28 protein-coding genes are annotated in these 23,801 nt (G+C 46.1%); all 28 read right to left on the minus strand.

Translation table 11 applies throughout. The features are described from left to right. Positions 1 to 323: 323 nt before the first annotated feature. Complete coding sequence (locus tag QVE09_RS09370; protein WP_315936589.1) at positions 324 to 1,004, minus strand: hypothetical protein; 681 nt, start codon at positions 1,002 to 1,004, stop codon at positions 324 to 326. Between the two features lie 264 nt (positions 1,005 to 1,268). After that, the gene (locus QVE09_RS09375; protein ID WP_315936590.1) at positions 1,269 to 1,997 is read right to left on the minus strand and encodes a DUF5131 family protein; all 729 of its coding nucleotides are present in this window, start codon (positions 1,995 to 1,997) and stop codon (positions 1,269 to 1,271) included. Positions 1,998 to 2,055: 58 nt separating this feature from the next. Next, positions 2,056 to 3,165, minus strand: coding sequence for a three-Cys-motif partner protein TcmP (locus tag QVE09_RS09380; protein ID WP_315936591.1), 1,110 nt, complete (start codon positions 3,163 to 3,165; stop codon positions 2,056 to 2,058). 132 nt (positions 3,166 to 3,297) lie between these two features. Beyond that, a complete protein-coding gene (locus tag QVE09_RS09385; RefSeq protein WP_315936592.1) occupies positions 3,298 to 4,647 on the minus strand; it encodes a GH25 family lysozyme in 1,350 nt (449 codons plus the stop codon). Beyond that, positions 4,634 to 5,062: a phage holin family protein gene (locus QVE09_RS09390; RefSeq protein WP_315936593.1), complete on the minus strand. Its 429-nt coding sequence runs from the start codon at positions 5,060 to 5,062 to the stop codon at positions 4,634 to 4,636. Before QVE09_RS09390 ends, QVE09_RS09385 begins: the two co-directional genes overlap by 14 nt. Positions 5,063 to 5,649: 587 nt before the next feature. Continuing rightward, on the minus strand, positions 5,650 to 5,958 hold the full coding sequence (locus QVE09_RS09395) for a hypothetical protein (protein ID WP_315936594.1): 309 nt from the start codon (positions 5,956 to 5,958) through the stop codon (positions 5,650 to 5,652). Next, on the minus strand, positions 5,959 to 6,903 hold the full coding sequence (locus tag QVE09_RS09400; protein WP_315936595.1) for a pyocin knob domain-containing protein: 945 nt from the start codon (positions 6,901 to 6,903) through the stop codon (positions 5,959 to 5,961). Then, positions 6,903 to 7,187 (minus strand): ketopantoate hydroxymethyltransferase, encoded by a 285-nt coding sequence (locus QVE09_RS09405; RefSeq protein ID WP_307415073.1) that lies wholly within the window; start codon positions 7,185 to 7,187, stop codon positions 6,903 to 6,905. Before QVE09_RS09405 ends, QVE09_RS09400 begins: the two co-directional genes overlap by 1 nt. Beyond that, positions 7,184 to 7,765 carry a putative phage tail protein gene (locus QVE09_RS09410; protein WP_315936596.1) on the minus strand — a complete coding sequence of 194 codons (582 nt, stop codon included), beginning with the start codon at positions 7,763 to 7,765 and terminating at the stop codon, positions 7,184 to 7,186. The genes QVE09_RS09405 and QVE09_RS09410 overlap by 4 nt, the downstream gene beginning before the upstream one ends. Further along, entirely contained in the window at positions 7,758 to 8,774 is a 1,017-nt protein-coding gene (locus QVE09_RS09415; protein ID WP_315936597.1) for a baseplate J/gp47 family protein, read from the minus strand. Before QVE09_RS09415 ends, QVE09_RS09410 begins: the two co-directional genes overlap by 8 nt. Positions 8,775 to 8,835: 61 nt before the next feature. Continuing rightward, positions 8,836 to 9,252, minus strand: coding sequence for a DUF2634 domain-containing protein (locus QVE09_RS09420; protein WP_315936598.1), 417 nt, complete (start codon positions 9,250 to 9,252; stop codon positions 8,836 to 8,838). Then, positions 9,236 to 9,634 (minus strand): DUF2577 family protein, encoded by a 399-nt coding sequence (locus QVE09_RS09425; protein WP_315936599.1) that lies wholly within the window; start codon positions 9,632 to 9,634, stop codon positions 9,236 to 9,238. The genes QVE09_RS09420 and QVE09_RS09425 overlap by 17 nt, the downstream gene beginning before the upstream one ends. 4 nt (positions 9,635 to 9,638) lie before the next feature. Next, a complete protein-coding gene (locus QVE09_RS09430; protein WP_315936600.1) occupies positions 9,639 to 10,799 on the minus strand; it encodes an XkdQ/YqbQ family protein in 1,161 nt (386 codons plus the stop codon). Beyond that, positions 10,796 to 11,449, minus strand: coding sequence for a LysM peptidoglycan-binding domain-containing protein (locus tag QVE09_RS09435; RefSeq protein WP_315936601.1), 654 nt, complete (start codon positions 11,447 to 11,449; stop codon positions 10,796 to 10,798). Before QVE09_RS09435 ends, QVE09_RS09430 begins: the two co-directional genes overlap by 4 nt. Next, positions 11,446 to 14,325, minus strand: a complete 2,880-nt coding sequence (locus tag QVE09_RS09440; RefSeq protein WP_315936602.1) for a phage tail tape measure protein — start codon at positions 14,323 to 14,325, stop codon at positions 11,446 to 11,448. The genes QVE09_RS09435 and QVE09_RS09440 overlap by 4 nt, the downstream gene beginning before the upstream one ends. A gap of 210 nt (positions 14,326 to 14,535) precedes the next feature. Continuing rightward, a complete protein-coding gene (locus QVE09_RS09445; RefSeq protein WP_074093024.1) occupies positions 14,536 to 14,964 on the minus strand; it encodes a phage tail assembly chaperone in 429 nt (142 codons plus the stop codon). 32 nt (positions 14,965 to 14,996) lie between these two features. After that, on the minus strand, positions 14,997 to 15,461 hold the full coding sequence (locus QVE09_RS09450; protein WP_076330449.1) for a phage tail tube protein: 465 nt from the start codon (positions 15,459 to 15,461) through the stop codon (positions 14,997 to 14,999). Positions 15,462 to 15,464: 3 nt separating this feature from the next. Further along, on the minus strand, positions 15,465 to 16,790 hold the full coding sequence (locus tag QVE09_RS09455; RefSeq protein WP_315936603.1) for a phage tail sheath family protein: 1,326 nt from the start codon (positions 16,788 to 16,790) through the stop codon (positions 15,465 to 15,467). After that, the gene (locus QVE09_RS09460) at positions 16,790 to 16,999 is read right to left on the minus strand and encodes a hypothetical protein (RefSeq protein WP_221822356.1); all 210 of its coding nucleotides are present in this window, start codon (positions 16,997 to 16,999) and stop codon (positions 16,790 to 16,792) included. Before QVE09_RS09460 ends, QVE09_RS09455 begins: the two co-directional genes overlap by 1 nt. Positions 17,000 to 17,003: 4 nt before the next feature. Next, complete coding sequence (locus QVE09_RS09465) at positions 17,004 to 17,447, minus strand: phage portal protein (protein WP_315936604.1); 444 nt, start codon at positions 17,445 to 17,447, stop codon at positions 17,004 to 17,006. Continuing rightward, on the minus strand, positions 17,444 to 17,992 hold the full coding sequence (locus QVE09_RS09470) for an HK97 gp10 family phage protein (protein WP_315936605.1): 549 nt from the start codon (positions 17,990 to 17,992) through the stop codon (positions 17,444 to 17,446). Before QVE09_RS09470 ends, QVE09_RS09465 begins: the two co-directional genes overlap by 4 nt. Next, the gene (locus QVE09_RS09475; RefSeq protein WP_315936606.1) at positions 17,989 to 18,333 is read right to left on the minus strand and encodes a DUF3599 family protein; all 345 of its coding nucleotides are present in this window, start codon (positions 18,331 to 18,333) and stop codon (positions 17,989 to 17,991) included. Before QVE09_RS09475 ends, QVE09_RS09470 begins: the two co-directional genes overlap by 4 nt. Then, entirely contained in the window at positions 18,330 to 18,716 is a 387-nt protein-coding gene (yqbG, locus tag QVE09_RS09480) for a protein YqbG (RefSeq protein ID WP_315936607.1), read from the minus strand. The genes QVE09_RS09475 and yqbG overlap by 4 nt, the downstream gene beginning before the upstream one ends. A gap of 3 nt (positions 18,717 to 18,719) precedes the next feature. Beyond that, positions 18,720 to 19,025, minus strand: coding sequence for a hypothetical protein (locus QVE09_RS09485; RefSeq protein WP_315936608.1), 306 nt, complete (start codon positions 19,023 to 19,025; stop codon positions 18,720 to 18,722). 35 nt (positions 19,026 to 19,060) lie between these two features. Beyond that, positions 19,061 to 20,002 (minus strand): phage major capsid protein, encoded by a 942-nt coding sequence (locus QVE09_RS09490; protein WP_315936609.1) that lies wholly within the window; start codon positions 20,000 to 20,002, stop codon positions 19,061 to 19,063. 42 nt (positions 20,003 to 20,044) lie between these two features. Next, entirely contained in the window at positions 20,045 to 21,274 is a 1,230-nt protein-coding gene (locus QVE09_RS09495; RefSeq protein ID WP_315936610.1) for an XkdF-like putative serine protease domain-containing protein, read from the minus strand. Between the two features lie 136 nt (positions 21,275 to 21,410). Then, entirely contained in the window at positions 21,411 to 22,307 is an 897-nt protein-coding gene (locus QVE09_RS09500) for a phage minor head protein (protein ID WP_315936611.1), read from the minus strand. Continuing rightward, on the minus strand, positions 22,294 to 23,793 hold the full coding sequence (locus QVE09_RS09505; protein WP_315936612.1) for a phage portal protein: 1,500 nt from the start codon (positions 23,791 to 23,793) through the stop codon (positions 22,294 to 22,296). The genes QVE09_RS09500 and QVE09_RS09505 overlap by 14 nt, the downstream gene beginning before the upstream one ends. Positions 23,794 to 23,801 lie beyond the last annotated feature (8 nt).

The raw sequence follows: 23,801 nt of genomic DNA on the forward strand, positions 1-23,801 counted from the left end.
GCATTAGGTGGGCTTGTCATCTCAGTCATTGCTTTAATACTGTCGGTCTTGAATTTCAGAAAATAACAGAAGGGTTGGATTGGGGATGACTTTACCTTGGAAGTATAACAACGCAGGAGACATCACATACATTTATGTGAATGGGGCAAATAAGTATTATCAAGCGGTCCGGATAGTCAAACGTCTACTGGGGCGCAAGGCTACCGCTGAGCTGCAGACAAATAAGAGCCGGACACGCTGCTTGATAAAAATATATATGTAAACAAAAAAAGGCACTGCCAGCGTTATGCCAGCAGTGCCTTTTTTTTGTTTACATATATTTCTTAGTTAGGAGAAACAAATCCACTACTATTAAAATTCTTTCGATAGTAGGTTGTTTTTCCACTAGTACTAGATAAATTCCATCCCGCTTGAATTATCTTGTCTACACCTAAATTCAAACCTGTGGATTTTTCATTAGTGACTGCAGTCTCTGAATATCCACTGAAGCTTATCTGTAATCTAGTTTCTGATTGCAATGTGCCTTTAACATAGTTTTTAACGATAGTAAAAGTTCCGCCGCTGTAAGGGGCTAAGTAGCCCGTATCTGGATATACTTTCTTAAACACTCTACCTATAGATCCGCCAAATTGGACCTCTTGTAGCTGAACAAGAATCCCAGCTTTCGCCTTTACACCAGCACCCAAATCAATAATTGCAGCATATTCAGCATCGTAGGTTTGGTTTATTCCATTAGCACGTGTCTCTGACTTTGATGATGTTTTTTCTGGAAACTCTTTACGAACCTCACTGTAACTTTTCCCAGTAGCCTCAGCATATTTCACTAGAAATTCTTCTGGCGAAAGTCTTGTAACTTCCCAATCAACTACCTGGCTATTAAGGTCCAGAATAATTGATTCAGGAGAAGTAGTTGTGTCCTGAATTACAGGATCAGCTGTGGAAACACCTGCAAGTAATGTGGATGCAGCCAAAATTGCTGAGAGTGCGAGTCCTGTTTTCTTCATCTGTAAAGCACGCCCTTTGCTGTAATTTTAGAATAGGAATAATTTCTCTAATCTCCTATCAGTTTACTACGATTTCCTTCTTTTGGGAAGACTTTTTTGGGAAATTATTGAACTTTATCTTTTTATAAGGAAATACAAACCCATATAATATCAACAAATACAAATATATAAACAAAAAAAAGACACTGCCAGCGTTATGCCAGCAGTGTCTTTTTACCGATGCTATCGGATTTAATTACATTAAAATCCAAATCCATCTTTACTTCAACTTTTTATTGTTTCTTTTATGATTGGATATTCATCGTAAGTTCGACCGTCAAGTATACGACCATGACGATGCTTCTGTACCCCGCCCCATTGTTTAAAGAAAAAGGCTGTTTCTTGTTCAACGCATTGATCTCTAATGCTGAGTGCCCACTCTTCCTCCATTGGTCTAGCCTTAGGTCCAGACTCTCCTCCAACAATTACCCAATCAATACCTTGTAAATTTAGATTATCAATTGATCCAAGTAGTGGCTCGCAGGATAGAAATTTAATAGCTGCAGGGGTTTGTCGTAAATGATCGATCCTATCTAGAACCTTATCATTCTCAACACTTACCCCCTGCCATATGTTATCAGTCCAATTAAGCTGAGGCGCTAGTTCCATTAAACGTGAAGAACGTTTAGTTAGAACTTGAAAAGTGTGCCATGAAGCTTCATTCATCGTATTGAAAACTGCTTTAATAAATTCATCTGGTACATCTTTATGAAACATGTCAGACATTGAATTCACAAAAATTTTCCTTGGTTTTTTCCACTTTAGTGGGGCTTCAATTAAATCATGATGTAAAGTCACATTAAATCCGTTTAAATATCGAGGATTCCCCATGGCTTCTAGCCTTCTGGCCATCGCAAGGGCGTAACAGTTTCTACAGCCTTCTGATACCTTAGTACACCCAGTCACTGGGTTCCAAGTAGCTTCAGTCCATTCTATATGTGAATTACTTGCCATAAAATCACTCCCTTATAACAACATTATAACACAGAACATATGTTCTGATTGAGTTAAATTAGGGAAATTGAATAATTGTACCAGATGGATAGCTGTTTTTTTTCTTTCTTGAAGACGAAACAATTCTAATTTCAGCATTTTTCTCCATCGGTATCAGTATCGGCTTCTTATAATGTGTAGTCTTAAAAGGAGTGCTGCACAGTACAAAATCTTCAATTTCATCAACACTCACAGTCATACCACTGAATTTTTCACAAATAAGCACTTTAAGGTAAGCATAATCCGGTTCAACATTAAAGAGCACTCCCTGCTTAGGATTTGTGGAATCAGAAAATGTATATCTTCCCCCAGCATCTACGGACCACATAGCATCTTTCATTTTAGATAGACCAGTCTTATGATTTGTACCATAGAACAAAAAATATTTTGTGGATTTCCTTTTACCCTTCATTTCGAATGACCTAACATATTGTGCTGCATTATTAACTAACTGCTCTTGATATAATCCGTGGATGCGCTCCCTACGTTGCTCTGGTTCACAATCCAAATCAAGTTCCTTCCAATCTTCGTTTCCAAACAGCTTGGTCATAACTGCTTCTTGACCATTACGTTTTATAAATCTATTTATAAATTCATACATGAAATTGATGAATACTTCGCATTTAGGATTATCCATCAATTTTTGAATCAATTCAAAAGACAAATTGTAGCCAAAAGGGTCAACAAACAAAAATGCGGGAGCTAATTGAGCCTTGCTTTTCTCAAGCTCCTTTAGAATATCAGTCGCTGTATCCTCGAAATTTAAATTAATTACTTGAGGTTTAATTTTTTTATGTATTTCCATTGAATCTATTTTTTCTTCGAGATGAATAGCTCGATCGGTATCTTCTTCAATAAAGATCATCACAATCTCTTGAATTGCAGGCTTATTAGAAGTCCGTTTTTCGCTTGTCTCCAAATATTGAATCGCTTCCTTTATGGCAATAATTGGAGAACCATCTTCTCCGTTATCATATTGTCCTGGCCCAGCGTAACCATCAAGAAATAAAATCCTTGAGTTGTACTGACCCATAATTGGAAACCAAGCTCTAAGATAATTCCGTAAAATGATGTGTTTTGCTTCAGTATGTGGTTCCAGTTCCCACAGTGTTGTTTTAGGCTGACTCATGTATGACCCTCCAGTTCTCAACTGTAATGCACTAGAGGTACTTCTATGCAAATAAATCCAATTCCTTCCAAACATATGTTCTAATTATAACTCAATCCCTGATGAATAGGGATTGAGTTCATTCACTGGACCTTACCCCTCTGTTTCAATCTTCTTCAGTCGCTCATCCATATCAGCCACGTCTCCGTTAATCCCTGCAATAAGCTTCAGGATATTTTTCCTTAGCCGATTAATGACTGCTGCTGTTTCTTCCCTCGTGATTTGCGCCCCTGGACGCGTCCCGTCAAAATACCCATTGGCTGTAACTTCTGCCCATGCCGCTTCTGCCCATTTACTCGGCATATTGATATCTCTTACCGTCACTGGCTTGTCCTCCTTAACAGGCGTTTGCCCATAGTAATTAATTAAGTATTGTGTCGGCTCCACAACTCCCGCTTCTGTGGCAGTGTAACCAAACTGAGGTGTGCAAGCTTTCCGCACTTCATAATGAAGGTGTGCCCCACTACTGATGCCTGTGCTGCCTTGCTTACCGATCAGTTGACCACGCTTTACTTGTTGGCCAACTTTTACGCCTGCAGCTGATAAATGGGCGTAAACGTGCAGATAACCTTTGTCGTCCTTGATGGCCACAACTATTCCATAATTTCCGAAGCCGGATCCGGACACACCCAATTTAGCATGGATGACCTCTCCAGCCACAAAAGCATAGATGGGGCCGTCTGCTGGTGTGACAACGAGATCCACACCTCTGTGAAACTTGTTAACCCCGCTCACTGGATGCTTCCGCATTCCAAATGGACTTGTGAGTCGGTACCCTTCAAATGGATTACTCATGTCTTGCTTCCTTCCGTATCGTTTCTTCAAATCCGATAGGCTGCCGTTGAATTCATTCAGATCCACATTGCCACTGATCCCCAGCACCTTACCTGAATCGCTGTATTGCCATATGGTCCAGGTCTTCCAAGATGGCTGATCATCCGGGACACGAGTGTTGCTGTAACGTGCAATCCAAAGATCATAACCGGACAAGCCAGTATCAAAATTGCTTGCAAATGAGTTGCCCGTATAGATGATCGGTTTGATCCCTGTCAGCCGCTCCAGCTCAGTCAAGAAAGCTTTGGCCACAATGTTAATCTGTGCCTTGCTGATCCCCTCAGGATTGTTCTCGTAGTCCATCACAGGCGGTAACTGCAAGGCTTTTGCCCCGCCAATCTCCTCGAGGGATTTTGCATAATGAGCTGCCTCGGCTTTTGCTACAGTTGCTGTTGTGGCCTTCAGGAAATGATACGTACCCACCAACAACCCAGCCGACAAGGCACCTTTAACGTTGGCCACAAAATTCGGATCAGTGTATGTTTGGCCTTCCGTGGCCTTGATGAACACAAATTCTCGCTTGTCCGCTTTCACCTGCAGCCAATCAATCTTGCCCTGGTAACGGGAAACATCAATGCCTTGAACATTGTTCTCCTTACGTGCTTGCACCTGTACCATCTCCTTTATCGTTGTCGTTTCCACCTTTTCCCTTCAGCACTTCGATTGCTTGCTTGATCACGTTTGGAATAGGCGCTCCCATTTTCCCGCCATTTTCAGTGATAGAAATTAGCTCATTCGCAATGTAGAAGAATGCCACCGTATCCCTGAATAAGTGGCCATCACCAAGGATGCCATCCACCAAGTGACCGACAGCCACCATCGCAAAAATAAAGACCTTCCGGGCAATACCGATAAGGCCAATTTTGCTTTTTAATCCTCCAATAGATCCGGCTGCCACAACACCCGTCAAATAATCCAAAATAACGAAGAACAGTAATACTCCCAACACTCCAGACCAACCCCCAAATAAATAAGACACTAACCAGCTCCCTAAGGCCAAAACCCATTTCCCCACGTTCTCCAAAATCATATCCCCCATCTATTTATTATGAAATCCTCTGACCACTCCACGCACAAATAAACACGATCCAAATTCGGATGTGCTGAATTCACTATATTCATTTGACTTATATCACCCCTCTCACAACGTCACACCCTTTCCCCCTTGTTTCTATCTCTCTACGCCGCTACACATTTTTTTCTTGAAGATGAGCAAACATGATTCCTTAATACGAAACTTAATTGCTCATCCCAATAATATATATTTATATGTGCCAGACATTAATTGGTTGTTACTTATAACGTCTGATAGGTAGAATCTTTTATTAAAGTCCCTAGCACCGTGACCCGTGGCAGTAGTACCATTGTAAATGTGGGTGTGGTAATTGTTTGTCATATCAAAAGAACTACCGTTAACTGCTATCACCAAGTTATATTCGTTCATAATCAAAATAGCCATTTTCGGGTCGAAATTTGGGGATGGTATGGTCACACTTATGCTTGTTCCTGAAACCACCGTAGAAACTGATCCAGTCAAAAAATTAGTGAACGAACTTAAATCGATTCCATCCAGCCCGTAATTATCCAATGAGTAACTATCTATCCCTGACATTACGTCACCTCTTTACCGCTGATGACAATAGCTATTGCGTTGGTAGGATTGCAAGATATGCGTATCACTTCCCCAGCAAGCATTATCTGATCCAAAAACGGGATGGTTACCGTGTCATTAGCTTTAATTTCGTGATTATATATTACGTTTGTAAAACCTAATGTCATTGTAAACTTGGCTGCGGCACCTGATTGATTGCACAAAGTCACCGCTTTTACCATGGCCATTGTACCAGATGGAACCGTGTAAGCATTTATCTCCGATAGCGATACCGACCCCTTAAAAAATCTCTTTGCTACTACCGCCATCTATAACGCCCCCCATAGGTTTTCTGTTGTCATAATTTCATACAGCGCCAAATCATCACCCTCGGCGCTGTACGGCACATCTGCTGAACCCTCCGAAAGTTTGATTCGTGAGATTACTTTATTCGTGACTGGCGAAGGACCAGAAGCAAGCAATCGAATTTTAACGCTGTATACCCCCGCTGGAATTGTAACCGCTGATGACTTGCGATGCCACCCTGTGTTTCTGTCTGGTATTAGCGTAAGTATTACATCGTTTGTTATTGCATTCGTCACATCTAAACGCAAGGCATCGGTAGTCATGTTTAACGTGTTGAAGATACCTTGAAACCTGTGAACTCCAGGAATGACGTTTATAGTTTCTGAAAGCAAAATGGCAAATGCTCCGTCTTGTAAGGTTGAACTAAACACAAAAAACTTTACGCCTGAACCAGAAGCAGTCCAAAGGTTACTCGTGCTGTTCGTCCAAAAGTCCATTCCGAGGTGTGCGGCTGAATTCTTTACAAGGTTGGGTGTAGTAGCTCCGATGATGGGTTTTACCGCTGCGGCGGCATACCCCTGGGCGCTTTCGTCAGCTTGGTTCAGCATTTCTTCAAGTTCTGCTCTTGTAGGTACTTTCTTCCACGCACCCCATCCGAAATAGTAGTTTCTTTGGAACACCTCTAAGTTGCCAGGCTGGAAGGTGGTCAGGGTTTGCAACACTCCCGCATGCGGCTCGACTGTCAAGTGAAACGCCTCTCCTGTTGGGGAATTAAGCAAGGTTTCTACGGTAGCATTAGCAGGGCAATAATAGTTGCCCTCTTCCATATAGGTATTAAGGTCTTCTCCCGCAGGAATGACAATCGATTTTTTAATAAACCCATCATGCAGCCCGTTAATTTCCTCTCCGATCGCATTCATATCATCAGGCTTAACTTTGTCACTTATCTTCCAATCTGTTTTTGCCATCAGTCTGTAGCCTCCTCTATTTCAAACGTCTCCAGCATCAGCGTGTCCGATATAACGGGCAAATTGACTGGCTTCGAGCTCACTCGGATATTCGGACCTTTAACCTCAATCAAAGTGACCATGGACACGTCCGCAGCAGGAATCAAAAAGTTAACCGCAACTGTTGATTCCGTGACCGCTTTTTCTGAAAAGTTGGTTATCTCATATACCCCATTGATGACTACCTTAGTGATACGGGAGTTCAAATGTGCGGCCAATTCGTTCAATATTTCTTGATCGATCATAAGACCACCTCCGGACCTAAATCAGCGAATGTCTTTTCACCGAGTTCCCAACCATCGTCCAAACCATAATTCCAAGACACATCTCTTTTGGTAGTCGTGTGCTTAACACTGATCCGATGCCGTAAGGATGTGTTTTGTTGGTATACCATGTTCGCAGGCTTCACCGTTTGGATCGTATGCTGAACCTCCTTGAACAAGTTGGCATTTTCGATATTCGTTGTGACCAATAGCAAGAACTCTGCTGGCTTTACCGTCACAACGGCCATACCCGGACCGATCAACCGATCGAACTGAGCCTGAAGCCAACGTTGTGTGAACGGCGGTTTGGTCGATTGACGGTTAATGATACGGCGGCGGCGGAAATCCAATGACTCTGTAGTGGGGTCCGCCTGGATGCGAAGCATCTTTTCTCTACGGCGTATTGCCGTCGAGCTGGCTTTCATAATGAACATGTCATTGCGCTGTCGCAAGACCCCGGCAGCAATGTTATCCAACTCCATTTCCTGCGCCATAAGCAGAGCTGTCATTTGCTTACTGTCCACATAATACGACGGTAAATACTCTTGTAATCTACTCACTCAGTATCACCGTGCCTTTCTCCGGTATCAGTTCAACTCCAAAAATGATGTTTGTTGTAGATCCGTTTAACTGTGTACCAATGACATCTACAACGCCGGAAACGGTCAGTATGCGCGATTCGAGTGGCGCAACTCGTATAATCAATGGCGCCTCAGTTTCCCATGATTGACGTAAAGCAAGGAGGTAAGCATTGATCACTTCTTCAACGTCCTGCTGTACTTGTCCGATTGTTGTATCGCCATCTAGTGTCAATGTGGTTGTAATGTTGATCGTGAACCAGGTAACCCCATCTATCGTTACGGTATGGCCGATTGGAGCTAATCCGAGCCCTTGTCCTGCAAAAGCCACCGGATCAACGAGTTCTTGCAACTGATTGATCAAAGCCGTTGAAGGTGGAACATTCCCGGTTGCCATTATCGTTGCTTTGACGGAGCCTCCCCCTTGCCAAACTGGAGTGATCCGCACTGCTCCAACCCCATCCAAGGCTCTAATCATCTGCCGGTAATCAGCAACATTACCGCCAAAAGGTTGTTCATTAATTTCAACAAAAAAGCGTTCACGTAGCTGATCGTCCGTTTCTTCGTCTTCCCCAGGTACCAGGATGTCGCTCAGGGTTGCCGACGCTAAATCGTTAATGTACTCCATTGGTAGCAACGAACCGAATGGGGCATTTCCCAAGACTCCCGCAGTTTCGGAAGTCACTTTGTACACGCCTTGTGAAACTCTTTCGGTGACTGAGTAATTCAAATCCTCAATAAAAAAGCGGCTGCCGATGGTTACATCAATACCTGCTCCATTCGAATCCAAAAACGTGCCTTTTCGAACTGCAAACGTTGCTTGCTTCCGATTAACCCCCCATTCAGCCGCTCCTTCAGTAAGGTATTCTCCCGTTGCTGTATCGACGTTGTATAAGTCGTCACCGGCAGATAAATCGATGTACATCTGAGCGAATTCAGCTGCTGCAGGTGCTAATGAATCATAAATAATACTTCCAGGGCGCTTGTCCAAATCATCAGGTACCCTATCAAGCATCCTTTGCAAGATGGCTTCATATTCGTATTCTTCTGTATCAAACACTACCGACCACCTCCGTTAGCCGCAGATCCCCTTCGTTTGTGACAACGGTGAATGTGACCGTCGCACTGTCGCCCTGCTGCTCGATATCAAAATCCTTTACCTCGCTGATTCGCTCATCGTAAATCAATGCCTCAGTGATAACCCTTGGCAGTTCCGATGCTACAAAACCCGCACTTGTCGCTAGGCCCACAACAGTATCAGATTCGGCCCCGTAGGAATCGGGATATATGACATGCTCAAATCGGATCGTCCGGATGGCTTTGATGACAAATTGCTTCATCGCATCCAGCCCATCTATAGCTCTGCCAATCTCGCCAGTAGCTGGGTCAAAAGAATAAGTCCGTGTCGGTTGGATCTCAGAACTGAAGAGATCTGGCACTTGAATATTCAAATCAGGAGTCAGCGCCATATTTCACCAACCTTTCTGCGATATAAAAAGACTGACCGCCTTGAAAGCTCATGACTAATACTTTTTCTCCCGCCTGCAGCTCATCGACGAATTTAATCACACCCGAAAAAGTGCCCTCACCTGATATTTTCCCATCCCCTGAATAATCCGAGGTTTGAAGGACCCCTTCTATCTCAAAGTCACCTTCCAATTCAACCTCACGTTCGTAGGATGTGAGACGTTCCGATACTGACAGCATTTCCGCTGGTATCGGGTTCTTGGTGTCCAACCCTATTTGGATACTCAGTCCAGGCGGCGGTGTTAATACTGTGGCTTCAAGCAATTGAACAGGACCGGCTGCTTCCATTGCGGCTACTGCAGCTTTCTTGATAATGTCCAACATGTCATCACCCCAAAATTTCCTTGCGAAGTTGTTCCGCAAACTCTTTGTCCTCATCTTCCTTACTCTTTTTCTTGCCATCTTTCTTCTTGGACTTGTCCTTATCTTTGTCAGAATCGCTTTCTTCCGGTTCAACAGTCACATCGATATCTGGCAGATCATCGGTCTTAGTCAACGTAAGAGACATCATATGTTCGTTACTGCTAAAGGAATGGTTATCCTCATCAACATAAAAAGCCCGGCTTACGCCGAGCTCTTTGGCTATTACATATACTGCAGATCCAGAGATCACAGGTGCGATACCGAGCGCATCGATGCTGAAGGTCTCGCCTATCTTGCCTTTCTCCATCATCATGGACGTTGCGCGCTGCATCAGCTGAGCCTTGTTCAGCTCGTCGGACACTTCCTCGTAATATTGGAGTGTACCGAACCGCTTTTTAGTCGTTGGGTTATCCACCTTCGCAATGTGAGTAGCACTGACTTTTTTCTTTTGGACCGTTTCCTTCTTACCCTTTTTGACCTTGGTTTCAATGGTCGTATTAGTTGTAGACGTCAATTTAACTTGGGTATAGGTATCCTCAATCGACTGCGCGAATGAATAATCCACCAGGTTAGCCCCGTCCTCGATCACCCATTTATGTGCGAGATCCACGCGCTTGGTCAGATGAAGCTTGCCCTTCTCGGAATACAAGTAGTATTTAACGCGGGTATGCTTATATGTCAGGCTTATTGCAGTCAAGATCATATCGAACAACGTCCCCTGAAGAATGCGGGTAAGCTTATGCGGCGTGTCTGCAATCTTGCCGATCGGGATGCCGAAATCACCACAAATACGCCGGACTATCTCACCCAACGTTTTCCCGGTAAATACATATTTGTCCTCAGATTTGGTAAGGTACACTAGATCGTCATAGGCTGTTAAAGCCAGGCTGCCACTCTTGGTGCGATCCTTGGTAAAAACAGTTCCTCGGAAAAGTTCCTCACCTTTCCACTTGAATAACAACTGATCCCCCACATCCACTGGCTGTTTTCGATGCATCCCACGCGTCGTGGATAAGATAGTCGCCGTAAGGGTTCGGGGGGCTTTCAACTTTTGGCCAGACCATTCCACATCCTGAACAGGCAACTCATACGTTCCATTGCTTCTAACAACAAACAGATCCATCATTTCAGCTTCAGCCCCTGCCCTGGCTTAATAGAGTATGGCGCTTTGATTTTGTTCAGTTCAGCAAGCTTCTGCCACGTTGTTCCGTTTGCTTGTGCGATCTTCCATAAGCTGTCGCCAGACTTCACCGTGTAACTAGCTGGTGTCGTCTTTGTACTTGGTCGTGCCGCCGTGCTGCTCGTGGTCACCTTCGTACTTCCATTACTGCCCTTTTTGGAGGTATCAAGCTTACGAATCGTCACGAATTTGTATTCTCTAAGAGATAAGTCATAATAAATCGTTTCGACGTCCCCGCCTTCTTCCCGGTGCACAAAGTCTTCAACCGTTGCCGCGAAATTCCAAGCGGTACCAGAGACAAGGAAACGGATTGGTTTGCTTGATGCCTTCCACTTTTCAATCATGGCTACTGCCTGTTTAGGATTTGGAATGTCCTCATATTCGCAATATGGCCCCCAAGTAGCGGGAAAGAAGCTACTGAACTCGAACGTCTTAAGAACCGGATCATTGATTATGGCAACTTCACCGATCCCTGCCACGTCAACGGTCGTCGTTTGGCTAGCGTTACCGATTGTAATATCCGGCGGATTGACTGGCAGGCGCAACCGCTCAGCGTTGTTGTTCCATGATAGCCAAATTTCACGACTCCGACTCATACGAATTGCACCCCCTGTGGTCCAAGATTATGTTCGTCTTCCAATTCCTTTTTAATGATTTTAACAACTTGTCTTGCATCCATCTCATTGTGATAGTGGTTGTCACCTGTAATATTAATACTGATTGGAGCTGCTGCAGGTGAAGCAGTTTGACTTCCTCCGGATGCCGCCATTCCACGGATCAGATCAGCTTCTTCTCGTGGCAGAACGGTTTCACCTTTGTGCAAGGTAGCAGGAAAATTATCAAAAGGAACATCCGATATCCCTTTAGCAAATTTATTTTTGGTGTAAGCTTCAAGGAGATTGGGCAATCCTGATTCGTGAGCAACTTGGGAAACCGTCTTGTTTGTGTCTCGCATTGCTTGAGTCTCCATAAGTCCGATTTCTGGTACGTTAAAACCAATAGATCCACCGCCTAACATTTCCGGCATTGGTATGTTAAGTTTGTTCAGTTGCCGGATCATCCAGTTAATTCGTTCCAGAATCCAGTTAACACCACGTGCAACAATATCTTTTGCTCCTTCAAAGGCCGATGAAACAATACTCTTAATCGTATCCCAGTTCTTCCAAGCTGCCCAGAGCAAACCAAGTGCAGTTATAACCCATCCGATGACAGGTATAAACCGCACCAACCCACCAGCTACACGACCGATCCAAGGCAAGAATGGTTTTGCCCAATTGAGCACTTTTACAAAACCTTTGCCCAACCAAAGCAAGGCACTTCCTACCCATTTCAACACACTCCATACGACCTTGAGCACCTTCCATAATCCCTTAAATACCGGACTCGCTACTTTGAATACCTGATATCCTTTCGCAGTACCGTAAACACCTAAAAATGCAGCACCGACCACTTTCAGGATGGGCAACAATGTATCCCAGTTTTCAATCACCCATTGGATGCCTTTGGACAACCCATTGGCAAGCTCGCCCGACAGTTCAGCTACACTTTCTGTAAACTTGGCTATCGATTTTTGTCCTTCGGGTGAGGATGCCCATTTGTTGAGTTCCACAAAAGCCGGAGTCACAGCGGTAATCACTGCTTGCCCGATCGTCTTGAGTGTCTTGCCGAGGGCACGACTTGCATCGTTGATAGGTGTCATCGGATTGTTTTCCCGCATCGATGTGAATTGTTTCTCCAGTTCTTTGCTGGCATCGATTGGCTCATTGATAGCACGAGCTGCGGCCAGTACAGGCTCCTTGATATCTTCATATTTGGTACCGAGTAGTTCTGTCGCATACAAGGCACGTTGGGCTTCGCTCGGAATTTTGGACAAGGCGGTAGCAAATTCAAACATTACTTTTTCACCGGATAACGTTCCCGCATCCATAGACTTGTAAAGTTCCCTGGTGCGAGCCTTGCCGAGCACTTTAGCCATAGCTGTAATTTGATTGTCCGTCAATTCATTCCTACGAATGTTGAATTCACGGAACATATCTGCAGGTTCATCGAAATTCCGGCCACCAGCTTGAACGGCCGCGACAAATGCCGAACCTACCTGACCCATGTTAAGCTGCAAGTCCTTAAACGTAGAACTGTATTCATTGATCGTATCCAGGTAATCATCGTACTGATCTCCCGCGTTTTTAAGCACGTACGCGGACACATCCCCTATCTCGCCCATGCTTCCCATTTGATTCTTATATGCCGATGCAAAAGCACGATCAACCTCAGGTATGTCTTTACCGTACAACTGCGCAAACATGGCTGATGTTCTGGCGGCTTCTTGAAGCGCCTTGCCCTGCAGATTAGTCTGCTGAGCGAAATCAACGAGAGACTGAGCAACCCCAGAACGTTCGGTGCCGATGTTTTCGCCATAATAAATTTGATCCGTCATAGATGTAACCTGAGGTTGGCTGATACCGCTGATTGCTGATGCCCGTGCGTCGGTCTCAAATGCGTTTGCACCTTGTGCAAGGATGGCGGTACCACCGACTGCTGCCCCCAAGCTAAACATACGGTTTTGGATCCCCGCTGCGGCACTCTCGATACGAGCCATAGCACGAGTAGCCAAGTCTTTCACTTTCACAACTACTGTCGCAGTAATAGCTCCCACTCGAAGGGCTAAAGCACGCACCTTATGTAACGCACGGGTAGCCACGTCACGCACCTTTGTTTGCAAAGTCACTCTCATACTGTTAAGGTTACGGGCCAATGAACGCAACCGCGTCAGTCCTCTGGTTGCAGCATCACGTAAACGAGTGCGCAGAGTTGCTGTATACGATCCGAGTGCCGTTGCAAGTGAACGAATACGGGTTAACCCCCGTGTTGCCAGATCCCTCAGTTTGGTTCCGACAACTACCGCTCTCCGATGAATCGAATCTCCTAAACGACGTATGCGTACAAGTCCCCGGGTCGCCATATCTCTCAAATGTGTCCTCAATACAGCTCTGCGCCATCTAAGATAAGCCATGGTTGCCCTGATCCGAACCAATCCGGCTGATGCTTCGTCACGCAATCGTGTACTGATTACAGCAACCAGGCGACTTATACGCGGTACTCGTGCGGCTAAATCATTAAGGGCTCTAGTAGCCCAGTCTCTGACACGAGCTGCAACCGTTACTGGCCTTCGACGAATATCTTCAGCTAAGCGTCTGAGCCGTGCTAAACCTCGACTGGCCCGATCTCGGATAGCTGTCCGAATAACCGTGGCACGCCGATTTAGATAGTTTTGCAGATCCCTGATTCGATTGAGCCCCCGCGTTGCATTATCACGTAGCCGAGTTTGAATAATCGCTCTGGTACGCGACAACGATTCAACCCGCCGTTGCACTTGGTTTATAGTATCCCTCAGTCGCTGAAAATTTCCGCCCATCTGCCTAACCCGATTGCTTATACGATCTCGGATATCAAACAACGCCGTTAACGTTGCCATTCACATCTTCCTTCCTACGCAAAAAAGGGGGCCCATCGGCCCCTTACTTACGTTTCTTATTTTCTCGTTCTTGATCAGTAAGATACTGATCGATTGAGCCATAAATAAAAGCCCGATGGTACGGGTCCATTACCCATAGATCCTGCGGCAAGATGTGAAGCTTATGCAGGGCATAGTGAGCATACACGGCATCCCGATCACCGGACTTGATTAGTTTTTTACGTCATCGATAAGCTCATCTTCGGACTCGTCAAAACCATTGATCCGATTAGATTCCTGCATCCATTCCATGTATTCACCACCAACGGACAGGACAGCCTTAGCCAAATCAACTGGATCGGTCAGGCCGTATGACTTGAGCAATTCTGCATCTCTAAAGTCAGGGTACAATGTTGATTCAATGGCAATTCGGAGGGATAACCGTTTGCCGTCAAGCTTTTCGCCAACTTTCTTACCCTTCTTAATTTCCGGCTTGGTGCATTCCGTTTCCAACTCGTCAATCCGGGTTGTCCCCAAGGCCTTCATGATAAACGGGATAACCTTTCCCTTTTCATCTTTATAACGCTGAGTGATAATGACTTCCTCTTCTTTAACCTCAGCTGCCTGCCCTTTCATGAAAAACGCCATATTCTTACTCATTGTTCAATCTCTCCACTTCAATTTAAATTTTGTTAGCCCAATGTCGGGGCAGTAAATGTATTTGGCATATCAACATCGTCAAACGTGAAACTCACCTCTTCATCCAACGCATCTGCCTCGGTGTCCAATTTGGCAATAACCACGCTGTCCAAGTTAACGCCTTTAAGCACCACGGTTTGTGCCCCGATGCTGGATGTTGGGTCATCATTCGTGATTTGGATATCAAAATACGTATCCCTACCATTTTTCATATATTCCATCATCAGCTCACGGTACCTGGATGTTGTGTAGTAAATAGTCATCGACCCCGAACCAGACCAGCCTGTCGCCTTGTGTTGTACACCACGACGACCAAGTGTCTTAATCTCAGCCTTCTGTTTCTCCACTGTGGCTTCAAGTGTCTTCACATAGAACATTTCTTCTGCAACACCGTTGATCGTGGCAAAAGCACGTCCTTCCTGCCCCGAGATGGCATCCTGTGCTTTAAGGAATCCCATAGATTACTTCACCCGCACTCTCATATAGATTTTCTCGATACTATCCACTGGTTGAATGTCCAGTTCGACGAATATAGCATCCTTGGCTTCCCCAGCCAGAACAGACACATCCGTTTGACTATTGAAATTCTGGATAGCGCCGAATCCCTGATAGCTGTTTACAATGTTGGTCAAGGCAGAACGGAACAAATTGCGACCATCTGCGGAATTGTCCGTTTTGCCAATATAGTATTGTTCGAATGTATCCTTGAAATCGTTAGCTAAGCCATCCAGCACCCGGATAACTCGGTTTTTGGAGCGCTCTGCCCCCTTGGTCAGGGTATACGTCCGGAAGGTGTTAATGTCTTGTTCCACAACGGCACGCCCCCGGCTTGCCGTGAACAGGAATTCCCCACGCAACAGTGCCTCTTCGATCTGGCTGTTGGTATACTTCACATCAACATCCACTGCATCGTCATAGGCAGCATAAGTCAGAGACTGGCTAACCGCAGCTCCGGCCGTTGCACCGGCAACCCAAGCAACAGCTTTCACCTGGTCAATCACAGTCTGATCGGACAATACAACGCCGTTTTTGACACTGATCACGCCCTCATAGTCGGCTGTAGGGTAGTTCGGTACCACCAGTTGAATCTTCTTACCTTCATTCTCTCGCTGCCGCTTAACAAAAGCGGTGTAAATAGCCTTCAGTGTCATCTCATCCGACATTAGACCCACCGTGTTGAAGTCAGTCACCTCAAGCAATTCCAGGTATCCGGTGTGATCAGCATTGGTTACTGCACCATCGGTACCTCCTGTGAGCGGAACACCTGCGGAAGCAGTGAGATCCTTGTCTGCTCCGGATGCTGCGAATGTTACCCAAGCGTTTTTGATGAGTCCATCGATGTCGGAAACAGTCTGCTTGTCCTGTTCTGCGCCAGCGACCAACGTGGAAACGTCGAATTTAGTCGTATCATCAATATTGGCTTGAATGACAATGGTGATGTCGTTACCCCTCACACCCCCATGAATACCCGTCACTCTCAAGTTACCGCTTGTAGCCGTTGCCTTAACTCCTTCGTTCAGGCGATAGAGCAATAACTTCTGCGCACGTTTCAACGTCTCGCGAACGGGCAACATCTCGGGCGCTGTGATGTCATATCCAAGCGCGTCAAAGGGATCTGCCCCAGCTTCCACGGTTACCAGTTGTTTGGACGGCCCCCAACTCAGTGGTATCGCCATGGTCACCGTACCACGCTCTCCGAGGGCGGTTGTTACAGTGCCCACAGATTCAAAATTCATATATACGCCTGGGCGTACTTTGTTTTGTCTTGTCCAAATTCCTCCGGCCATTAGAGCACCTCCCTTGATTTAAATGCATTCATCTGTCGTAGGACTTCTTCATGCGTGTACGTCTGGCCATCTTGCAACAAAGCCACAAGCACGTCCTTTTGGGCATTGCTATAACGGCTCGACTGCAAGAACTGTTCCTTGCTGAAGCGAGGTTCTGCAGGTGCGGCCTTGGCCGCCTTCGTAGTACGTTCTTCTTTCACATCACTCATGATTTCACCGCCTAATTCCTTGATTTAAAAACAAAGAGCCCATCTTCTCGTATTCCACCCGGTTGTACCGATACCGGGAAGTCCACGTAAAAGTGAGCTGTGCAACACCTTCGTCTATGATGCGAGAATCCATTTTGCGGAGTCGCATGTATTTCCCCGTGTTACGGCCATCCTCATCGATGATGGGAATAACCATACGAGATTGCCTGATTGTCTGAGCGATTTGTTCAGCTGCGTCAGCCGCTTGTTCATCCGTCTTGGCGAATACCTTACCCGCCAATGAACGATCCACTCTGTACGAACTGATGGAGCTGGGCGCGTCCGCGGTAATCGGCTGCGGGAAATAAAGAGACGGTACAGCAAAGTCCTGCGGCATGCGATCGGTGTAAACTTGAACGGGGTGTATCCGAAAGCAAGCCGCCATGATCGATCCCACATCACTATTCACCGTCTTCGTCCCCCTCGTCTATTAGCACGTCGGCCTCTTGGTAAAGCATCAAGCCATTCCTGCAGGCGACGTTCCAATGAAGATTCAAACAATCTTTCGAAGATAAGAAGAGCAGTATCCCAGTAATGTGTGCCTTCGACCCATTGGCGCCTGAGCATCATCCCTGTGTTTGCTCCTGCATCGTAATCAAATCGATCACCGTGCCAACGTCCAGGTACCCACCGTTGTTCCACACCTTCTTTAGTTGTCCAATGGCCGTCATTAACGAATTGGGCATACTCCAGATTGGTACCGACCTCAAGCCGTAACCCACCGGAAGACATTGACCAAACGTTATCACCATCGCCTCTGTCAAAGCTGTTAAGCAGCCGCCGAGTGTCTACCGTCTTCGTCCGGATGATCTCATCCTGAATCAACTCAAGAAACTCGAACCCCATTGCATCAAGCCAAAGAGCATATTCCTGTCGCAACCCACCGTTGGCTGCCTGATCTAAACCGCTAATCAATTCATTAAGCCCGCGGATCTCCGCACGGTTCCTGCTCATAGGTTAGCCCTCCTTGTTGCTGTGACTTCCCAATGATGCCCCCGGAGATCCCGGGGCACCTGCAGCGTCAACTCCACACCATTCCATACCACCTTGTCATTCACCCGAACATCAGTGTCTGGGAGAAAATGAACAAGGAAGGAATGCAGGATCTCGTTGTTCGGTTCAGCCTGATTGATTGACTGGCCTTTCTCCACGAACCAACACGACACATCTATTGCGTCCGGTACCGATCCATATTTAAGTTCAGGTGCAGCCGGCACACCAAAACGGCCAGGTCCCGCGCTTAACTGCATATGGTAAATATCGCATCGATCCGTAAGCATATCTTCATAACTCATAACAATCGCATCCTCATGTTGACGTTCCCCTGCACCGGCTGCGCTTTGAATTTACGCAACATGGCCAGGATAGACGCCTTACTGATAATCTGGCCGTTGTCCAAGGTGTATGAATAACCGCCAATGCTTTCCGACTTGATCCCCTTGGCAATCGACTCATCACCGTTAACCAGGGCATAGTATTGTCCCAACTGTATGAGGGCCAGCCGAGCTTCAGGTGGCAGAACGGGATAAAGGGTCGAATCACTGAAATCGTGACCGACCTCTTCGAACACTTCTGTTTCAGCCTGCAGGATATCCATCTGAAGCAACTGCGGAGCTCTCGCTTTGACCTTCTTGAACACCGTGTAATCAATGATTTCCTGCGGTGTGATTAGGGCCATAGACTATTCCTTCCGGACAGAGAACAACGCATTATTCGCAAGTCGTGCATACAAACTCTCCGTTACCTCTTTTTCCTCGTCCACCTTAAAGACGATACCACCCACATCAAACGTCTTCCCCCGTACAAGAGTGGCAAAATACTGTGTGTTAGTATTAGAGGTTACGGGTTCGCTTGCAGGTTTATCAGATGCTTTGTCTTCCTTCTTTCCAGTCTGACCTTCAAGATCAAGGGACGCTTGTTCGGCGGAAGTGCCCTGACTATTCTGATCCTCAGCATCTTTCACTGTGTTGTTCTTAGCTCCTGCCATGATTAATTACCTTCCTTTCAAAATTGAATTTTATATTAAGCTTTGATGTGAATGATCTTAGCTGTTGCGTCTTCTTCTTCCAACTGAACATCAATTTTAGCTGTCAGAACAATGATGAACACACGGCGTGAAATATCCTTGTCTACTTCAACTTGGAGTTTACGGTTCATACCGACAACAATATTTTTGGGATGCGTAAGAATGGCATCAGTCACATCGGTATAAGCAACAGGAGAAGTCACATTGTACGGTTGCAACATAGCGATTCCGTTGACTGGAACTCCATATGCATTAACCAGTCGACCTCCATCCAAGCTTTGATCACCACCGGATGTTTGACGATTGGCGAAACTGTCCCTCCAGTCAAGTTCAACACCAGTGTTTGTGTAGTACCTCCAATCCGCAGGGTTGCGCAGATACTGGTTAGGCACCGCTTTGATTCCTCGCTTGAAAATCTCCTTGGCAATTGCTTCCCCTTCGGCATCGACGATATGAGAAGATACTTTCTTACGCACACCATCAATCAAAGCAAGATACTCATCGCTTGAAGCGGTATCGCCGTTGATGATCAGTTCCTCCAAATCAAGCGCTGCGCGATCGGCCAGCAAGTTCATGATTGTCGTCCGGATGTTATCGCCTTCGATGTTGTTCTCAATCGTGTCGTACGAGATATTGATCTCAGCAATGACTTCCTGTGTGTTCAACTTGATCGTACCTGTGGTCGGTTTGGTGCGTTGTCCCTCTGTGAGCGCTGTTCCTTCTACGCCTGGACGCAAAATACGTTGACCGAAACCAATTTTCTCGATCTTCTGGCTGTCGGAATTCATTGGAACTGTACGAGCGCTGTTCAAGATAGTAGGTGCCGCAATCATACGGCGGTAAAAGGCATTGAATTGCTGTTCATTCATTCGTCCACCGGAAGCCAAATCGGCGAGGGTCATAGTTGCTTTTTCAATAATGGATCTGTTGGTTGTCATGGATACATCAATCTCCCTTGTTATTTAAATGTTTAGTTGTGATTAGAACAAGCCTTTGTAGGGATCATTGTCATCGTGATCAGCCTTATGAATAGACTCGCCTTGACGGGATAGGCCACGGGCTTTTTCGACCGTTTCCAGACGAGATTCAATCGGCGCTAAAGCTTCCTTAAGAACGTCCTTCAATTGATCGGCAATACCGCCTTCAGGCTCAGGTGTTGGTGTAGTCCCTTCAGGATTGTCACCTTCGCCCTTCTCCAACTTGTCCAATCGATCAGTAACCGGAGCAAGTGCACTCTTTACGATCTCCGCAATGTCTTCTTTCTTCACTTCTTCGTCCCCCTCATCGTCCTGCTCGTCATCTGCAGGCACTGTTTTGTTTTTCAAATCGGTTAGTGCAGCAATGGCATCATCGATATGCTTCATGTTGCCGTCGGAAATCTTCTTGCCTGCCTTAACAATGCTTTCAGGTGGTTTACCAATGGCTTTTGCAATATCCTCTTGGATCAACACTTCTTGGGCAATTGTAATGAAGTCTTGGAGTGCTTCGCGGATCGTTTCAGGATCGCGTTCTACTTCACTGTTCCAATCGTCCCAATTGAAGATGACACTATTGAGTGCATCCTGTGCCGCCCAAAATTCACGACGGCGACGATCACGTTCATATTTTTCAGCCACTTCGCCTTTAGCAATCTTCTCAGTGCTTCCACCCGTGAAGAATGCTTTCATGGTACGAAAAAAGCCCATAGCTTCGTCATCCGACTTGGCCACAGGCTCCTGGTCTTGCTTTTCGATTGCTTCTGCGGTCCCGGCCATCGAATATCCGGTAATTTCCCCGCTCTGGATTTGTTCCCAAATCTCATCACTTGCTTTCGTAACGAGTACCCACGACCCTTTAAGGATAGTCTCGTCACCCAATTCAAAATCTACAGGAGCAATATAGCACTCCACTACATCACCGACACCTGGATCAAAATCATGCTGCGTGTCCATAACTGCGCCCTTCGCAATTGCGAGATTGCTCATGAACCCATGAACAGCCTTTTCAATCTCAGCTGCGGTCATCATATCACCATGTGTATCTTCAGCTCCTGGCTCATACACCACACCATATACAAGCTTATTCGCGTCTTCTGCCTTTGCAATCAGCCTGACTTGCTTCTGGAAATCCGGCTTCTTAGCGGATTTAGTAAGGAAGAACCGTTTTTGGTTCGCGCCCTTATCAACATAACTTATATGCGTGATATCCACGTTGGTTAATTCTCTTGGCATTTTCTTTGTTCACCTCCTCTCAGAATTACTGTTTTTGTAGTCATTGGACAAGTATATTGAAAGCCGCCAGGCACCAACGATACATCAACGTTCTCGTGATCCCATAAACATGATGGACAATCAATGATTTTCACGTTCAGTCCTCCAATTCATCCAGAACTTGCTGCCGGATAGCTTCCTTTTCCTCCGGTGAAAGTCCTAATATTTTTTTATCAGTCACAGGAGACATCACGCACTTGCATCCAATGCGCTCCCCTGGAGGGAGCTTCGGATCGCGGGGATAATCTCCGCTATGACCATTTACATCAAATGGATCATCTACCGGCACCTCATCGCCATCCATCTTTACGTGAGCTTCCCGCGGGTTATTGTTCTTGCTCCCACTATGCCGCCAGCGCTTGGCAACGACTGACGGGCTTTGCTTGTACGCTTCCCACTGGCTCCGACTCGATGCTGCAAGTATTTCAGTCTGTGCAGTGACCCGAGCACGTTCACGATCAAACTGCGGAAGATCCTTGATCCGCTGCACGGCCTGCTGAACAGATTCGCCCTCATCGACTGCTGTGATCAGGGCTTCCTCTACTGCTTTATGTGAGTTGAGGGCCATAATCTTACCAAGATCCTCGCCCCATTCCTTAATCCATTTGGTCGTGCGTCCTGATAGGGTTTTAAAAGAAACGTCCTTATCGATGGCAAACATCATGTCGGCCACCAGATCGGTGATAGTCAGTGTCAAAAAGACAGAAGCTTCAATCCCCAACAGTTCAGCAAGCTCGTCCGCTGCAAACAGATCATTCATGACAAAATTGATGATGGTATCCAGTGTTTCGTCTTTTGCCACGAACGTATTGATCCCATCGACAAAATACTTGCGCTGACCACGTAACAGCTTAGCAACGGCCGATTCAAAGTCTTCCACGTAGTCCGGGACCTTCTGGAGTCCTGGGAAATCCGGGATATCCTCTGTGATGTCACCTTCCTCAGCTTTGACGATGGTTGCAATCGATGTCAGCAAACGGTCAATTGGTTCCACGTTGCATTCCCTCCAGTACGTCCCGCAAGTCCTTCAGCACGTTGACGATCTCAGACGATGGTGAAGCCCCCTTCTGCAAAGCAATCGGGAATGTACTGCCTGTCTGCTGTTGTCTAAGAGACAACGGTATTTTGGCTCCCTCGTCTTCGAAGGGTTCAACCGTTTTGCCAAGGATCTTGCCCACATCATCCCGAACATCATTCGGGGACACACCACCGATCTGATTATAAACAGTCAACATCTTGGCTTTGTCTTCGCTGTCCGAAATGTCCGGACCTTCGAAGAAGACTTCGACGTGCTGAAGGTTGTACGGTTCAAGCAATACGTTATTCAAAATGAAAGCCAGGCTTTCGCGTTCAGGTTGGAAAACCTGTTCCTCCGTGATTTCTCGTGCCTTATCTGCTGTAGCCCGATTAAAGTCACGGCTGCGGCCAACGAAGATATCCGGCAGCCTGAATGCGGATTGCTGTTTCATACGCGAGTTGTCGTCGTAAGTCTGAAATAAGGCATCTCCTTGAAGAATGTCGGCCAAGGATTTCATTTCAATATCAACCTTGGTCTTTTCATCCTCAGTAATCCCTTCGTCCAATCCTTCCACTTCGAGGACCAACCATTTATGCGCATGATCAACACCGTTCAGATTGCTTGCATATTCTTCGAGTTGCTTCACGCTCTCGTCTGTTAGCAATCCGTTTTTGACAAGTATGGCCATTGGCACATGGCGGCCTTGATCAAAATAGTTCAGATTCAGGATTTCCGCCTTACGACTCCCCGACATATGCGGCGACTGGCTAATCCATCGTGGTTCGCCATATGCTCCGCTGCCAATTTTGAGGTGCAGGATTTCGTTTGCTTCTTCTTCAGGCGGAATATCGTCGCCATACTGGCCTGTCTTCCAGGACATTTTACGCGGATCACCAAATGCCTTGAACCAAACCTTAGAACCATTTATCTCTTGCAGATACCTACGGAATTTCTTTTTTCGCTTGAATTGCTTGCTATTACGCCATATGGTCACTTCCACCGGATCGCCAAGCTTGGATACCTTGACATACTCCGGTTCCATGTTTTCAGCTTCAGCAGGAAGGCCAGTTCCATCACGGATAATTTCGATGTACCCGTTCCCCGTTTGTTCACGGTGCACAATTGCTTCGGCCCATACGTCCTTGAAGGGCTTATCAAAATTGAAGAACTGTAGGATATCCTTGACACGTTCCCACTCCGCTTTCATTTCAAATGTTTCATCGACCTTGGTATCATCCTCTTTGTACTGTAGACCAAACCCGAAACCAGCGATATTTTGTTTGTATGCATCAACACATTGGGGGATTACAGTACTCTCCTTACTCATCTCGATCAAATCAACCGGACGATAGAGTGGTTCAATCATATCCCCAAAGGCGTTAGTTTCATCCTTGATCGCTGTGGAGGTGCTGCTCTTGCTGACTGAAGTAGATTTAATTATTCGTGCGTTGACCTTTCGCATGCTTTCTC

Source organism: Paenibacillus sp. ClWae2A, from assembly GCF_032452295.1.
Classification (GTDB): Bacteria; Bacillota; Bacilli; order Paenibacillales; family Paenibacillaceae; genus Paenibacillus.